The following is a 15,080-nucleotide window of genomic DNA, read 5'->3' on the forward strand; positions in this document are numbered from 1 at the left end:
GGCAAAGCTGAACAGTGGGGGGAATGGTCGTGTCATCAAAGAAAAACCGTTTTGAAGTCCGCGGGCTGATTGCCTCGTTTGTGATTATCGCGGTGTGCGAGGTTTTCTTTTTGATGGATATTTATGCGGATTTTTTTCGTATAGATATTGATACCACATGGTTTGACCATGATCAGATCGAGTTTGTTGCCGTTGTAACACTGGCTTTTTCATTAGGTGTCATCGGACTGCAGATTATCCGCCTGTTAAAGCGACACCGTCAGGCAGAAGAGGTCGTGGAGACGGCTTCTGGTGAGCTTTATCATGTGATCCAAAAACATTTTGTCGGTTGGGGCTTGTCCCCGTCGGAAAAAGAGGTGGCTTTTTTGTTGATCAAAGGCATGTCCACGCAGGAGATTGCGGACCTGCGCGCAACCAAGATCGGGACGGTCAAAAGCCAGACCAGTTCCATTTATCAGAAAGCAAACCTGAAAGGGCGCAGCGAATTGGTCGCCTTTTTCGTGGAAGATTTATTGTCGGGGGAGACGATCCTGCATGAAAACAGACCTGAAAGCGTTTGAAAGCCCGTATCCGTTACGACGGAAGTTTAATGTCTTTATTGTACCTCTGTTGATCCTGCTGACCGTGCTTATTGCCGGTGTCATGAGTGCGGGTAGCACACGGATCATCAAGAGCATCTATCTGGAAGTCTCGCAAAATCGCGCCGAAATCATTGCCCGTGCTTTACAAGAAGTGAACGAGGAAGTTTGGCGGGACCTTCAGCAAACACGGGCTCCGCAGGCTTTATTTGAAACGCCGCAAGGTCAGGCATTGTTAAAGACCTTGCGCGGGGAAGTGAAAGAACTTGGCCTGTCACATCTGAAAATATACGGAAAAGGTGGCTTGCTGCTTTATTCCAGTGAAGAAGAAGAGATCGGGCAGTTTGATCCAAGTTTAGCCTATCAGAAAGCGGCAACTGGACAACGCAGTCTGGTGGAAAAGCAATTGCCCGATGGCCCGAAACTCTATGAACTATATGTGCCGGTTTCCGGTTCTTCCCAGGCTGTGGTGATGGAACTGTATGAACCTGTTGATTACTTGAATGCGCTTGTGTGGCAGATTGTTATTCCGGCAACGCTTGTCCCTGTTTTGGTACTGATCCTGCTGGGGGTCGGCATGAGAAAAGTCGTCGGGCGTGCGCAAGCGGACATTGATTACCGCACCGACCTTTTATCTGACTTTCGTGAAAGGTTGGAAAAGCTGGTGTCACTGGAGGCTGTTCAGTCTCTGCGTTCCTCGGCGGGGAAAGGGCGTGTTGACTCACGCCGGATCAACGCAACAATCCTTTTTTCCGATGTGCGCGGATTTACCGAATTTTGCGAGAAGGAAACGCCGGAAACGGTTGTTTCCTTCCTCAATCAATCTCTTGGGGCGGTGATTGACGCGGTGCGTGATCAGCAGGGTGATGTGGATAAAATGATCGGGGATGCTGTCCTTGCGCACTTCCAAGGGCCAGACGCACAAGCCAGAGCTTTAGCCGCCGCGCAAAGGGCACAGGCACAGTTGAAAGTGCTTGGTCTACCTAAAGGGGTTGGTATTGGCATCTTTACGGGGGAAGTGGTTGTGGGCACTGTGGGGGCCGCAAATCGAATGGATTTTACGGTCATCGGTGATACGGTCAATGTGGCATCGCGCCTTTGTTCCTGCGCAGCGGAAGGCGAGATTGTAATGGATGTGGCAAGTGCATCACAAGCCGGGGTCAACTCTCATGGCGACGAGGAAGAAGTGTCGGTGAAAGGGCGTGATCGTTCTTTACGTATCGTGCGGATCAGGGAATAGAAAAAACCGGCAGGGGACGCCCGACCGGTTTTGCGGGCTTACTCTGCCGATGTACTGCGCGCGCTTAGCAGGTTCTTGAAATCTTCGTGATCTTGCAGACTTTCGAAATCTTCCTCATCAACGGCCTGTTCAATCAAGCCGGGGGAATGTTCCAAGGCTTTGGTGAGATCGTTAAGCGCCTCTTCCACATTATCCAGACCCGCATAGGCACAGGCACGGAAATAGAAGGCGAGGGCGTAATCGTCCTGTTCTTCCAAGATGCGGTTACACAGGCTCAGTGCCCATTCACGATCCCCAAGCTGCAGGGCCGCATCAGCTTTGTAGGCCATTGTTTCATAGTCACCCGGATCAAGTTCCAAAATTTGTTCGTAGATGGCAATCTTGGTACGGGCATCAGGTGTTTGGTTGGCCTGCAGCCAGAGCGCATGGATTTTCTGTGTTTTTTCAATCTCATGCTGGTTGTCCAGAATGATCGTGCCTTTTTCTTTCAGTTCGGTCTCCAGCTTGGTCAGGCGGGTCTCATATTCTTTACTGAGCCGCTTGAGTTCCTGTTCCGCAATGGAGCGAATGGATTTGCGCATGTCTGAAAAAGATCGCCAACCGAGCAAAGCCAAGCCCGCACCAACAATAGCAAAGACGTAGAAAAAGAAGGTGACTGTATTGGTCGAATATTCCATGGCCTTACTGGCAAGGCGGACTTCTTTTTCGCTGATGTCGACGCGGGTGTCACTGCGCAGGCGTTCAAAGTCGGTGCGCATGCTTTTCAATTCATCCAGAATGTAGCGTTCCATCAAGGGCGGCAGGTTGGTGCGTTTGGGTGCAGGCTCTTCTGCCGCATGGGAGAACGGTGCTGCAAGGAGAAGGAGGAGCAGGCAACCGAAAGTCAGAAAAGCTGTGCGTCGCATGGGGGAACTCTTTGATTATGAATGGGGACGGGCTTCTGTCCCTAGTGTTCACATTTTAGCCGCGACTGTCATTAAGATTATTTTTTACCAATGGGCAGTGCTTAGTCGATGGGGATGGGAACGTTAAATTCATCCTTCACCAGTTCCATCACCAAAAAGGAATGGGTCTGTAAGACGTTGGGAAGCTGCCCGATCTTATAACCCAGTACAGAACGATATTCCTCGACGTTTTTGGTGCGCACTTTAAGCAGGTAATCAAAGTTCCCCGCCACCATGTAGCAGCCCTGAATTTCCGGGATGTAGCGCACCGCTTCGTTAAAGCGTTCAAGGGCATCGTCGCTGGTTTTGTCCATGGTTACCATCACCACCATCACACGGCCCGCATCCAGTTTGGCAGGATCAAGGTCGGCGCGGTAGCCGCGGATAATTCCCGCATCTTCCAGACGGTGGACCCGTTGCGTGCAGGGGGTTTTTGTCAGGTTTACGCGCTCTGCAAGTTCGACCATGGGCATGCGCCCGTGATTTTGCAGTTCGCGCAGGATCTTCTGGTCAATCACATCAAGGGCCATAGTAATATTTCCTATAAATTCAACATTAGGTAGTCAATAGTTTATATTAATACCAAATAATAGAGCCATTACCTAGTAAAAATGCCTGAAACTAGTGACTAGAAGGCTGGATAAAGACTGATGGTGGGACAGATTGGCTCCCCTGTGATGACAATTTAGAGAAAATGCCTTCCACACAGGGATGCCCAGCATCTAACATGGAGAGATGTATGACTGATACGACAGATACCGCGGCCTTGCCGCGTCCGTCGTTGGGATTGGCTGTATTGCCGGTCATCCTGACGCTGATCGTTCTGGGAATTCAATTATTTTACTTTGGTGATTTTACACCTCACATACCGTTGGCGATTGGTCTTGCGATTACAGGGCTGGTCGGCATCAAGCTTGGATTTAAATGGAAAGACGTTGAAGAAGGCGTGTTTCATGTGATCCACGTGTCTTTGCCTTCGGTTTCCGTTTTGATTTGTGTGGGCATGATTATTGGTGTCTGGATTGCCAGTGGCACTGTGCCGACCCTGATTTATTATGGATTGACGATTTTAACACCTGAGATCTTTTTGGCTGCGGCGATGATCTTGTGTTCCGTCGTGTCTCTGTCTCTGGGGACATCATGGGGCACGGTCGGGACTGTTGGTCTGGCGCTCATGGGGATCGGTGCCGGGTTTGGCATCCCGGTTTACTGGACAGCAGGCGCTGTGGTGTCCGGTGCATTTTTTGGCGATAAGGTGTCGCCCTTGTCCGATACAACAAATCTGGCCCCCGCGGTGACAGGCACGGATGTGTTTTCTCACATCAAAAACATGATGCCGACGACCATCCCGGCAATGCTGGTGGCGTTGGCAGTGTATCTGGTGGCGGGCTTTTCCCTGATTGATGGGGATGGGGGATCGTTTGAACGTATCCAGAAAATTACCGGATCGCTGCAAACAAACTTTACCATCTCCGCATGGTTGTTGTTGCCTGCGTTGTTGGTGATTGTGCTGGCGGTGAAACGGATGCCGCCGATCCCGTCCTTGTTTGCGGGTGTTCTTGCCGGTGGTCTCGCCGCGATGTTCGCACAAGGGGTCAGTATCCACGATCTGTTTACTTACGGTAACAGTGGTTATTCCATTGATACCGGCATTAAGGAAATTGATAGCTTGCTGAACCGTGGCGGCATTCAGTCCATGATGTGGACCATTTCATTGGTGTTGATCGCCCTTGGTTTTGGCGGCGCGTTGGAAAAGACGGGCTGTCTGGAAACGATCATCCAATCCATCATGACAAAGGTGAAAAGCTTTGCAGGTGTGCAGACAACGGCGGTGTGCACATCGGTTGCCACCAACCTTGTGGCGGGTGATCCTTATCTATCCATTGCCTTGCCGGGTCGCATGTATGCGCCGGTCTATCGGGCCATGCGATATTCCACCCTCAACCTGTCGCGTGCCATTGAAGAAGGGGGCACACTGATTTCGCCGTTGATTCCGTGGAATGCGGGCGGGGCGTTTGTGATCAGTGCGTTGGGTCTGGGGATTGCAGACGGACAGGTGGAAAACCTGCTGTATATTCCGTTGGCCTTTGCGTGCTGGCTGGCCCCCGTGATCGGGATCGTTTATGCCCAGATGGGTATTTTCTCCCCGCGGGTCAGTGCCGAGGAAGAGGAGTATTGGGCGAAAATGGGTGAGATTGTCGCCGATCTGGATGATGATATGAAACCGTCTAGCCCCCGTGTAGCCCCTGCAACGCGTTAGGTTTGTCTAACGACGATGACGAAGAGATAGCGGCTGCTTTAAAAGGGCAGCCGCTATTTTTTGCGCCGGGCGATCAGTTTGATGATAAAGGGCGTGACGAACACGATGGCAAACAGCCGCATGGCGTGATGGGTGGTGACAAAAGCCGGGTCAATCCCCATGGAGAGGGCGGCAAGCGCCATTTCCGCAAAGCCACCGGGGGAGAGAGCGAGGATCAGAGCGGTATAGGAGAACCCTGTCAGGTAGGCGATGACATAGGCGCTGGCAAAGGTCACGGCCAGCATGACGACAATCATGCCGAAGGCATGGGCAACGACGGTCACAATCTCTTTGTAGGTGGTGCCATAAAAGCGTGAGCCGATGGAACTGCCAAGGATCAATTGAATGATGAGGGAGGCCCATTCGGGTGGTTCCGTGACAATGATCCCGTTGAGATAGACAATTGAACTCAGGATCAGCGGGCCGGTCAACCGATAGGCGGGCAGGCGGATCAGCTTCGCCCCATACATCCCCACGATCCCGCAGGCAACAAGCAGGAGCGCATCCGGCAGGTGCCAGTATTGGGGCACATGGGTATCCACTACCTGTTCCAGATGAAAGCCGTAGGTCAGTAAAAACGGGATAAAAAGCAACACCCCGACCACGCGCACCGCATGGGCAAGCGTGATTTTTTTAACGTCCGCGCCCGCTTCTTCCCCCAGAATGATCATTTCTGACAGGCCACCGGGGAGGCCGGAGAAAAGAGCCGTGACGGCATCCATCCCGGCGACTTTGCGACAATAAAGCTGGGCGATAAATGTCACCACTGCCACATAGATGACGGCGGCTGACAGGGTGGGGATCCAGTCAGGGATATGCTTTAGGATGTCTGGTGTAAAGGTACTGCCGAGGACCAGCCCGATGATGACAATAACCAGATTGCGAATGCCATTTGAAACATCAATCGGTGCGCCGGCCATGCTGGCAACGAGTGTGGAACAAAGTGCACCCAGTAACCACGGCAACGGGAAATGCAGGATATAAAAGATATAACCGCCGACCGCGCCGATCAGGATGGACAGGACAAAACGAGACAGGCTTGTGATCACGATGCTGATCCTTGTGCAGGCAAATCAAAGATAAGGCGTTCCGGGCAACTGAGGACTTGAAAGCGTTTGCCGCGTGCCCGTGTGATGAGCGTCTGACCATATTGTTTGGCAAGCTTGATCGCCCAATGGGTCGCACCGGAGCGCGAGATTACAACAGGGATATTCATGCTTAAGGACTTAATCACCATTTCGGAGGTCAACCGACCCGTCGTGTATAGATAGGGGGCGGGGATGTCAGGTTTGTGCAGATGAATATAGCCCGCGATTTTATCCAGTGCATTATGGCGCCCGACATCTTCCATATAGATCAGGGGCTGATCGGCATGACAGACAACACAGGCATGGATGCTTCCTGCCTTTTGATACAGGCTCGGGGTGTCTTTGATCGTTTTTAAAGCGCGGATAATGGCACTTGCCGCGAGGGTTTGTGCATTAATCTGGTCGGGGACCGAGAGGGTATCCATAATATCGCCAAAGAGGGTCCCCATGCCGCAACCTGATGTTAAGACCTTACGTTTCAGGCGATGTTCGTAGGCTGTGGTTTGGTGGGTGCGCACAACGCAGACATCAATTTCTGCATCATATTCAATATCAGTAATGATATCGCAATCTTTAAGCATCTGCTGATTGACCAGATAGCCGACGCTCAACATTTCCGGATAGTCGCGGATGGTCATCAAGGTGACAATCTCGCGGTTGTTGAGGAAGATGGTTAAGGGATGTTCTTCAATCACGCACTGGGTCTGAACTTCACCCAACTGGTCCAGCCCGACAATATGTTCGGTGGTGTCGATACCATCAGGGTCGGGCTTGACGAGAAACCCATCTGGGGGGAGGCTGGTCATGATCTGCTGACTTGTCTTTCAGGGCGGCGGTTTGGGCGGGGGGCGGACTCAGGTTGTTTTTTTATCGGGGTCGGGCTGTGCCGATGGTGTCTTTTTGGGGGTAAGCACCATGCCTCTGGCGAAGTTTGGATCTTCCCGAATTTGCTTCACCGGTTTTTGTGCAGCCATATCCGGGGCGATCCCTTCTGTTGCGACCAGTTCAACCTTGTTGTTTTCCGGGGTGCCTTCAACTGGGATCGGCGCAGGGACTGGGGTCTCGGCCGGATAGGTGATCAGGGGCGCTTTCCAATCCAGAATGTAGAGGTTTTGCGCTTCCTCAAAGCCTTTCAGCATTTGCGCACCGAGGGGGGCAAAGGTATAGGCCGGTTTTTCCCCGAACAGATTTTTCAGGTCTTGTGACAGGTTGATGCAGTCACTTGCTGCATTATCGCAAATGCGTGCGGCAAGCTGAACAGCGTTGCCAAACAGGTCATTGTCTTTCTTAATGGGTTCGCCCGCGTTGAGGCCGATGCGGACATGAAGCGGAAATTCCGGTGCTGAACTGTTATTGCCATCGACACGTTTTTGAATTTCGATGGCAGCTTGGATGGCTTTGTCGTGGTCTTTAAAAGAGGCCATGATCCCGTCGCCCAGATGCTTGATCTCTCTCCCATCAAAGTTGGTCAAGGCGGTGCGCACAATCAGGTCATGGGCCTTTAGGACTTCTTGGGCCGCGTAATCCCCATGTTTGGAGGCAAGGTCGGTGGACCCAACCATATCTGTAAACATGATGATCAGCAGGTTGGGATTGATCGCAAGCTCGGCTTCGTTTTTCCAGTTGACCCAGCTTTCGATGGTCTCGCGGATTTGCAACGGGGCGGATCGATCCCCGTTTTTAAAGCGTTGGACAATATCACCGCTGCTGTCAAAGAGGGTTTGATGGCGGGGGTCGTCGAGATGCTTTTCAAACTCAAGGGCAAACCGTTCAGCCTGATCGGGTTTTGCCCCCAGCATTTCAAGGATACGGCGCAGGATGACGTCAAATTCGTCGTCAGTCAGTTTGTTGTCCCTGGCAAGACGTGATACGGCACCGGTCATAAACAGGTTTAAGCCAAAACGGTTGAGGTTTTCTGCTTTGGCGTTCGGGCCTTTCAGTGCGCCCAGACAGGTGCCGAGGAAATTGACCATCAGCATCTTTTGTTCTTCGGCCTTTTCGGAGAACGCGATGGTGTCATCGGGTTGGGTAATTTCCAGATTGCCGATATTGTCGAAAATGCTGAAGGTTTCTTCTTTTTCTTTCTCTTCAGGGTTGGTTTTTTCGACAACGAGGACAGGCATTTTATCAATCTCGGCAGCCGCCTTCTGCATCTCCTGCGAGATTTTGGTGACAGGTTGAGGTGCAGGTGTTTTGTGCTTTTTCTTAAATGGGTTGAGATCAAAACGTTGGGTGTAATAACTGATAGAAGACAGGCACGCGATCAGGAAGACGACAATAAACATGCCCACCAGCATGGCCTTGCGCAGTTTGTCTGCCATGGTGACGTCAAAGCCTTCCATCAACAGGGCGAGCATCGCCGCGGCCGCCCCCCCGGCACCAAGGCCGATCACGATGATGGTGGAGATGATGGCAAGAAACATGCCGACGCCCACATGGGCTTTTGGGCGTTCATATTCCGAGAAGGGATCTTCAAAAGTGTCTTGGGCCTTGTCATTCACGTATCCGACCCGCCCATCGGCGGAGACGGCGATATCGGCCCAGCTGTTGCCGCGCCGCGCGCGCACTTTCGGTTTTACGGCGGGTTCAACGCGATTGCGATAGATCACAATCTCGTTGTGGCGGCCAGTCTCGGGATTATATTCTTCCAGCACGATGCGGACGGGCTGTCCTGTCTGCTCCTCATCGAGCTGTTGGGCTTCACGGATGGCGAGGGGGCGTTGATGAAACGGAAACCGGGCATGAACGTGCCATCGCCCATTGGTATGGACGTGGACTTCGTACGTCTGGTTTTCGTGTGTGCCCATAGGGGTGTATCCTCTTTCTATCCCTATAAGATGGCTCAAGAATTCATCTTTGGAAAGAGGGTCTTCGCAGATAGTTTAAAAAAGATCAATCAAACAAGGCGTCGATGTCGTCTTGATCCATGACGACTTCTTCTTTTTGGCTATCTGGGCCGCTGAGGTCGGCTGTGCCATGGATAATCGCGCTTAAATGTTCGGTTAGCCTATGGATACCCTGCGCCGATTCGCTGATCTTGAAACGCAGGTATTCCGCATCACCGGTCCCGATGGCTTCTTCCGCATCGGCGACGGCTTGAAAGATGGCGAGGTCCACTTGGGCGATGGTTTCTTCAAAGGCTTTTTTATAAGCCGGCTTTACATGGTCGTAGGCTTCAACGGCGAGGTCTTTATCGGCAATTGTACTGTCGCGAAAGTGATCTTTGTAGGGTTTAGGTTCCCATTCTTTCACCATATCCAGACAATCAGGCATGTCCGGCAACATGTCGATCATCATAACCACTTCGTTGAAATGGTTCAGATAATCGGTCGCCAGCAACGTCTTTGAATTGATATTGGTACCCCGCGCTTTTTCCTGAAAAGCTTCATACTCGGGGCTGATGCCCTCTTCCACGTTTGTTCCTCTTACTTTTATTTTTGTTATAAGATTATTACCATAGGTTTCGTTATTGATACAAAAATATACATCATATTGAAAGGCAATATCGAAAAAACATAGAAATAAGTAAGGAAAGCTTGAGAAGACGGTCAGAATATTTGTATTCTCCCCGACCTATTTGAATTTGACGGATTGAAACCAATGACAAACGATAAAAGAGTCTATCTTTATGATAGCACGCTGCGCGATGGCGCACAGACCCAGGGTGTGGACTTTTCTGCTGCGGATAAAGCAGCGATTGCCATTGAACTGGATCGTTTGGGTATTGATTACGTTGAAGGCGGCTGGCCGGGTGCAAATCCGACGGATGATGCGTTTTTCGCCAAACCACCTAAACTGAAAAAGGCGGTTCTGTCCGCGTTTGGCATGACGCGCCGACCAGGGCGCAGTGCAGACAATGATCCGGGCCTGAACGGTCTTGTGAATACGGGCGTGAAAACCGTCACGCTGGTGGGCAAAAGCTGGGACTTTCAAGTCGATGTTGCCCTTGAGATCGAACGATCTGAAAATGTCGCCATGATCGGGGACTCTATTGCCTATGTAAAAGAAAAAGCCGGGGAAGCCATGTTTGATGCCGAGCATTTCTTTGACGGCTACAAGGCGAACCCGGAATTTGCCATGCAGTGCTGTAAAGCTGCCTATGATGCGGGGGCGCGCTGGATTGTCATGTGCGACACCAACGGCGGCACCCTGCCGGATGAAATTGAAAAGATCGTTACCGAAGTTGCGAAAGTGATCCCGGGCACCCATCTGGGCATTCACTGTCATGACGATACGGGCAATGCGGTTGCCAACTCTTTGGCGGCTGTGCGTGCCGGTGTGCGCCAAATCCAAGGAACCTTGAACGGCCTTGGCGAACGCTGCGGCAATGCCAACCTCATCTCCATCCTGCCATCTTTGATGTTGAAGATGGGGTATGAAACGGGCGTGAGCGAGGAAGGTTTGACACGTTTGGTCCATGTGTCACGGATGTTGGACGAACGCTTAAACCGCGCCCCCTCGCGCAATGCAGCTTATGTGGGGGAATCTGCGTTTGCCCATAAGGGCGGACTGCACGTGTCGGCGATTGAAAAAGACCCAAGCTGTTATGAACATGTGGAGCCGGAAAGTGTCGGCAACCAACGCACGATCATCATGTCCAATCAGGCGGGCCGATCCAACCTTGTTGCCAAGTTCCGCGAAGTGGGTGTGGAAGTAGATAGCAAAGACCCGAAGGTCAACGCCCTGCTGGATGAAATTAAAGAACTGGAAAGCAACGGCTATTCCTATGATGGTGCTGATGCGTCCTTTGAATTGCTGGCGCGTCGCAAGCTGGAAAATGTGCCGGAATATTTCCGATTAGAAAGCTTCCGTGTCATCGATGAGCGCAGTTGGGATAGATCCCATGTGCTGAAATCCACCATGTCGGAAACCACCGTTAAGCTGTATATCGGGGGGGAACGTAAAATGGATGTGGCAGAAGGCAACGGTCCGGTTAATGCGCTGGATGCGGCGCTGCGCAAAATTCTGCTGCCGTTTTATCCGGTGCTTGCCAACTTGCATCTGGTTGACTTTAAGGTGCGTATCCTCAATGGCGATCAGGCAACCGGTGCGATTACACGGGTGATGATTGAAAGTGCGGATGATGAAGGCAATACCTGGACGACTGTGGGGATGTCTTCCAACATCATCGATGCAGCCTATGAAGCCTTGCGCGATAGCTTGATCTACAAACTCTACAAATCAGGTGTTAAGGCTCATGGCGGGAACTGATCGCAGACGTAAATCCGAAGCGGCGGAATTTTGTCGGGAAGATGCACCGGCGATCATTCTGGTGGAACCTCAATTGGGGGAAAATATCGGTATGGTCGCGCGCGCCATGCTCAACTGTGGTCTGATTGATCTGCGCATTGTCAACCCACGCGAAGGTTGGGACCGCGCGAAGGCGGAGAAAGCGAGTTCCGGCGCAACCATGGTATTGGACCGTGCACGTTTCTATACCTCCACTAAGGAGGCAGTGGCGGATCTGGAAACAGTCTATGCCACGACCGCGCGGGTGCGTGACATGGTGAAGCCGATGGTCACGCCGCGTCAAGCCGCAACCGAAGCGGTGGAGCTATCACCAACAGGACGCAAAATCGGCATTCTGTTTGGCAAAGAAGCCAAGGGCTTGACCAATGATGATGTGGCCTTGTGTGATGCGATCCTGCATTTGCCGCTTAATCCGGCCTTTGCCTCGCTCAACTTGGCGCAGGCTGTGTTGATTATCGGGTATGAGTGGTTCACCATGAACGACGATACCGAAGGGCGTTACGTGCATAAAAGCAGAAGCAAATCTGCCCGTCCCGCGACGAAAGAAGAAGTCATCGGCTTTTACGAACATCTGGAAGACGCGCTCGATAAATCCGGTTTTTTGCGGATCGAGGAAAAACGGCCCAATATGGTCCGTAACATCCGCAATATTTTTGCCCGGATCGAACTGACCTGGCAGGAAGTCCAGACCCTGCGCGGCATTGTCGCCTTTTTGTCCACGGGGCGCGGCGGTGGACCGGGTAAAGGGAAAGACGACTAGGAAGATGATCCCTCGCAGAGTGTTGCGGGGGATTTTTTTTGGCATGTCGCGCGGATAGGATGAATTAAATGGTGCGATGCACAAAAAAGCATCATTCTGGGGTGAATTATGCTCAAAAAATAAACTCGCATTAAGTGCTGCCTAAAAAATAATCTCTTTGCCTATGGAGGAAACCTATTTGTTTCCATAAACTTGTCTCTCAACTTGTAGGGTTGGCATCTGAATTGCTTTTAGTTGTTTTAAAAACGGCGCAAATGTCGGTTTAAAAAACAATAAAACAATCGGAGATAGCTTATGGAACGAGTCGGGTCGGGCGCAGGACGTCTTTTTTCGCTGGGATTATTCAGTTTACCTTTTTTGCTTTCAACCTCGCTGGCACAGGCCATGGATGCGGTGGCGCTGGAATAAAGGTTGACCTTTTTGGAAAGCGAATTGGTACAAAAACAGGTCAATATCGACCATATCTGGACAATGATGGCTGCCTGCCTTGTATTTTTTATGCAAGGCGGCTTTTTACTTTTAGAAGCGGGGTTGGTTCGTTCCAAAAACTCTATCAACGTTGCACAAAAAAACATTGCTGATTTCATTCTCGCCACGGTCTGTTTTGGAGCCATCGGTTTTATGATGATGTTCGGCACCTCTTTTGCGGGGCTGATCGGTTTTGAAACGAGATTGCTTGCCTTTGATCAGGTGGAAGATTGGACCTTTACCTTTTTTATCTTTCAGGTGGTTTTTTGTGGGACAGCGGCAACGATTGTGTCCGGTGCGGTTGCCGAACGCATGAAGTTTGGCGGCTATCTGGTGGTGACCTTGTTGATTGCCGTGCTGATTTATCCGGTCTATGGGCATTGGGCGTGGGGCAACCTGTTAAATGCGGACAATGAAACGTTCCTGACCTCTATGGGCTTTATTGATTTTGCCGGATCGACCGTGGTGCATAGTGTCGGGGGCTGGGTTGCCTTGGCGGCGATCTTGGTGATTGGTCCGCGTCTGGGACGTTATGATGAAGCAGGTAAACCTGTTGTGATTAATGGACATAGCCCCGTGCTGGCGACATTTGGCTGCATCGTGTTGTGGATTGGCTGGATCGGGTTTAATGGCGGATCAACCACCGCTGGCACACCCGCCTTTGCCCATATTATTGCCAATACGGTTGTGGCGGGTGCCTTTGGCGGGCTTGTCGGGTTAATCTGTGGGCGTGTGGTCGATGGGCATTACCGACCGGATCGATCCATCAACGGGGTTCTTGGTGGTCTTGTCGGGATCACGGCAGGATGTGATGTGGTCAGCCTGTGGGGGGCAATCTTTATCGGCGCGGGCGCAGCAGTCACTGTCGTGGTTGCGGCAGATTTTCTGGAAAAGAAAGTGAAGGCCGATGACGTGGTCGGGGCCGTGTCTGTGCACGGGGTCGCAGGCGCCTTTGGGACACTGGCGCTTGCGTTTGTGGCACCGGTCGGAAGTTTTGGCGGCAACACCATGTGGGGGCAGGCTTATGTGCAGGCGGTTGGTGTTGGTGTGGCATTTCTCTGGGCGTTCGTTTTGCCTTATGTGCTGTTGAAAGCCATTGATCAGTTGTTTGAGGGCGGGATGCGTGTCTGTGCAGCCGATGAGTTGAATGGGCTTAACTTTGCTGAACATGCCGCGACCATGGGGGCTTCCCACGTTCTGCGGGAAATGGAACATGTGTTTGGCAGCCAAGGGGACAAGGATGAGCCGCACGCGAATTTTATCGCGGCGGATGAAGCCGATGAAATCGCCTTTTATTTTCAGCGGCTCATGAAACGCAATGCTCGTTTGGTCTCAGGGATGGAGCAAACCACCTCGGTTTTGGTCAATGCCTCGCGCAATCTTGCCAATATGTCCACAGGCCTGAGTGCGCAGGCGGAGCAAACGCAATCGCGCGCACAAGAGCTGGAAACGACGACAAAAACGGTGTCCGGCAGCATGAATGTGATGGCCTGTGATGTGGGTGAAGCCGGTAATCTTGCCAAAACAATTGCACAAAGTGCTGATGAAATGTCGACCACGGTGCGCAGTGTTGCAGATGAAATCCGCAGTGTGGTTGCCAGTATTGATGACATCTCATCCTCCACAGGACAAACGCAAGCCTTGTTGAAAGATGCGGTGGGTGAGGTGCGCGAAGGTCGCGATAAAATGAAAGCATTGGGTGAAGCGGCAGAAGCCACAGGCGCTGTCCTGTCCTTGATCAGTGATATCGCAAACCAGACCAATATGCTGGCTCTGAACGCAACCATTGAAGCAGCGCGCAGCGGGGCAGCGGGCAAAGGCTTTGCGGTTGTGGCGGGGGAAGTGAAGAACCTTGCAGATCAAACCGCCAAAGCTATTGCTGACATTGAATCGCGTATGCGGATCATGCAGGCGGGCGCGGTTGATGCGGTGCAGGTGATGGAAAAAATCGCCCACCTTGTGGAAGACGTGAATGACAAAACGGATGGGATCACCCAAGCCGTTGGGGTGCAATCCAGTGCGGCCGACCTGATTTCCGGGCGATTGCAGGATATGACGGGGATGACCAGCCATGTGGCGGACGAGATCAAGCGGGTGGCGGGGAATACATATCAGGCCTCAAGCACTGCTGGACAAGCGGCACAGGCAACGGGGGCTTTGAATGAAGGGATTGCCGATGTGATGACGGCCGCTGGCTTAAGCCGATCGCAAGCCAGCGAGCTAAAGATCGAGGCGGACGAAATCTCTAGAACTGCGTCGGAGTTAAACCGACTGGTTGGCAGCTTGTCTTTACACAAGATGGCAGATCAAGCGGCAGAGTAATTAGGGGAGCAATCCGGCCCCATTTAGGGGGAGGTGGGGTCGGATTGATGTGATTTTGGAAACAATAATTTTCGCAATGCGGGGATTTTAAAAAATGTGGAAAGAGGGCATCTTAGTGCCAGATAAATTCT

The 15,080-nt window shown here is 51.9% G+C and carries 12 protein-coding genes; 6 read left to right on the forward strand and 6 right to left on the reverse strand.

Annotated features, from left to right (window positions below; all coding sequences use genetic code 11):
- Positions 1 to 29 precede the first annotated feature (29 nt).
- Both Q397_RS20980 and Q397_RS0103960 read left to right on the forward strand, forming a co-directional pair.
- On the forward strand, positions 30 to 560 hold the full coding sequence (locus Q397_RS20980) for a helix-turn-helix transcriptional regulator (RefSeq protein WP_169737968.1): 531 nt from the start codon (positions 30 to 32) through the stop codon (positions 558 to 560).
- Positions 535 to 1,818: an adenylate/guanylate cyclase domain-containing protein gene (locus Q397_RS0103960; RefSeq protein ID WP_028878304.1), complete on the forward strand. Its 1,284-nt coding sequence runs from the start codon at positions 535 to 537 to the stop codon at positions 1,816 to 1,818. Before Q397_RS20980 ends, Q397_RS0103960 begins: the two co-directional genes overlap by 26 nt.
- 38 nt (positions 1,819 to 1,856) lie before the next feature.
- On the opposite strand, the gene Q397_RS0103965 is transcribed toward Q397_RS0103960, so the two are convergent.
- Positions 1,857 to 2,723, reverse strand: a complete 867-nt coding sequence (locus tag Q397_RS0103965; protein WP_051609687.1) for a TPR end-of-group domain-containing protein — start codon at positions 2,721 to 2,723, stop codon at positions 1,857 to 1,859.
- A gap of 101 nt (positions 2,724 to 2,824) precedes the next feature.
- Positions 2,825 to 3,292, reverse strand: coding sequence for an Lrp/AsnC family transcriptional regulator (locus Q397_RS0103970; protein ID WP_038012826.1), 468 nt, complete (start codon positions 3,290 to 3,292; stop codon positions 2,825 to 2,827).
- Between the two features lie 209 nt (positions 3,293 to 3,501).
- Between Q397_RS0103970 and nhaC the strand changes: the two genes are divergently transcribed.
- Positions 3,502 to 5,022 carry a Na+/H+ antiporter NhaC gene (gene nhaC / locus Q397_RS20985; protein WP_051609688.1) on the forward strand — a complete coding sequence of 507 codons (1,521 nt, stop codon included), beginning with the start codon at positions 3,502 to 3,504 and terminating at the stop codon, positions 5,020 to 5,022.
- A 53-nt stretch (positions 5,023 to 5,075) separates the two neighbouring features.
- Here the strand turns inward: nhaC and Q397_RS0103980 are convergent, their stop codons facing one another.
- From Q397_RS0103980 to Q397_RS21000, 4 genes are all read right to left on the reverse strand, one after another.
- The gene (locus Q397_RS0103980) at positions 5,076 to 6,110 is read right to left on the reverse strand and encodes an AbrB family transcriptional regulator (protein WP_028878307.1); all 1,035 of its coding nucleotides are present in this window, start codon (positions 6,108 to 6,110) and stop codon (positions 5,076 to 5,078) included.
- On the reverse strand, positions 6,107 to 6,955 hold the full coding sequence (locus Q397_RS20990; RefSeq protein WP_051609689.1) for a formate dehydrogenase accessory sulfurtransferase FdhD: 849 nt from the start codon (positions 6,953 to 6,955) through the stop codon (positions 6,107 to 6,109). Before Q397_RS20990 ends, Q397_RS0103980 begins: the two co-directional genes overlap by 4 nt.
- A 48-nt stretch (positions 6,956 to 7,003) precedes the next feature.
- A complete protein-coding gene (locus Q397_RS23845; RefSeq protein WP_051609690.1) occupies positions 7,004 to 8,956 on the reverse strand; it encodes an adenylate/guanylate cyclase domain-containing protein in 1,953 nt (650 codons plus the stop codon).
- Between the two features lie 85 nt (positions 8,957 to 9,041).
- Positions 9,042 to 9,563 (reverse strand): hypothetical protein, encoded by a 522-nt coding sequence (locus Q397_RS21000; RefSeq protein ID WP_205618792.1) that lies wholly within the window; start codon positions 9,561 to 9,563, stop codon positions 9,042 to 9,044.
- Positions 9,564 to 9,749: 186 nt separating this feature from the next.
- Here Q397_RS21000 and cimA point away from each other — a divergent pair, with 186 nt between their 5' ends.
- The 3 genes from cimA (at position 9,750) to amt (ending at position 14,949) form a co-directional block, all read left to right on the forward strand.
- Complete coding sequence (gene cimA / locus Q397_RS0104000; RefSeq protein WP_028878308.1) at positions 9,750 to 11,360, forward strand: citramalate synthase; 1,611 nt, start codon at positions 9,750 to 9,752, stop codon at positions 11,358 to 11,360.
- The gene (locus Q397_RS0104005) at positions 11,347 to 12,159 is read left to right on the forward strand and encodes an RNA methyltransferase (RefSeq protein ID WP_028878309.1); all 813 of its coding nucleotides are present in this window, start codon (positions 11,347 to 11,349) and stop codon (positions 12,157 to 12,159) included. Before cimA ends, Q397_RS0104005 begins: the two co-directional genes overlap by 14 nt.
- Positions 12,160 to 12,570: 411 nt before the next feature.
- A complete protein-coding gene (gene amt, locus Q397_RS21005; protein ID WP_156950626.1) occupies positions 12,571 to 14,949 on the forward strand; it encodes an ammonium transporter in 2,379 nt (792 codons plus the stop codon).
- Positions 14,950 to 15,080: the final 131 nt, after the last annotated feature.

It is taken from the genome of Terasakiella pusilla DSM 6293 (genome assembly GCF_000688235.1).
Taxonomy (GTDB): domain Bacteria; phylum Pseudomonadota; class Alphaproteobacteria; order Rhodospirillales; family Terasakiellaceae; genus Terasakiella; species Terasakiella pusilla.

Excerpts from the sequence above, each read along its gene's own strand:
- Q397_RS0103960 (WP_028878304.1), top strand. The coding sequence starts at position 535 with ATGAAAACAGACCTGAAAGCGTTTGAAAGCCCGTATCCGTTACGACGG.
- Q397_RS0103965 (WP_051609687.1), bottom strand. The coding sequence starts at position 2,723 with ATGCGACGCACAGCTTTTCTGACTTTCGGTTGCCTGCTCCTCCTTCTC.
- Q397_RS0103970 (WP_038012826.1), bottom strand. The coding sequence starts at position 3,292 with ATGGCCCTTGATGTGATTGACCAGAAGATCCTGCGCGAACTGCAAAAT.
- nhaC (WP_051609688.1), top strand. The coding sequence starts at position 3,502 with ATGACTGATACGACAGATACCGCGGCCTTGCCGCGTCCGTCGTTGGGA.
- Q397_RS20990 (WP_051609689.1), bottom strand. The coding sequence starts at position 6,955 with ATGACCAGCCTCCCCCCAGATGGGTTTCTCGTCAAGCCCGACCCTGAT.
- Q397_RS23845 (WP_051609690.1), bottom strand. The coding sequence starts at position 8,956 with ATGGGCACACACGAAAACCAGACGTACGAAGTCCACGTCCATACCAAT.
- cimA (WP_028878308.1), top strand. The coding sequence starts at position 9,750 with ATGACAAACGATAAAAGAGTCTATCTTTATGATAGCACGCTGCGCGAT.
- Q397_RS0104005 (WP_028878309.1), top strand. The coding sequence starts at position 11,347 with ATGGCGGGAACTGATCGCAGACGTAAATCCGAAGCGGCGGAATTTTGT.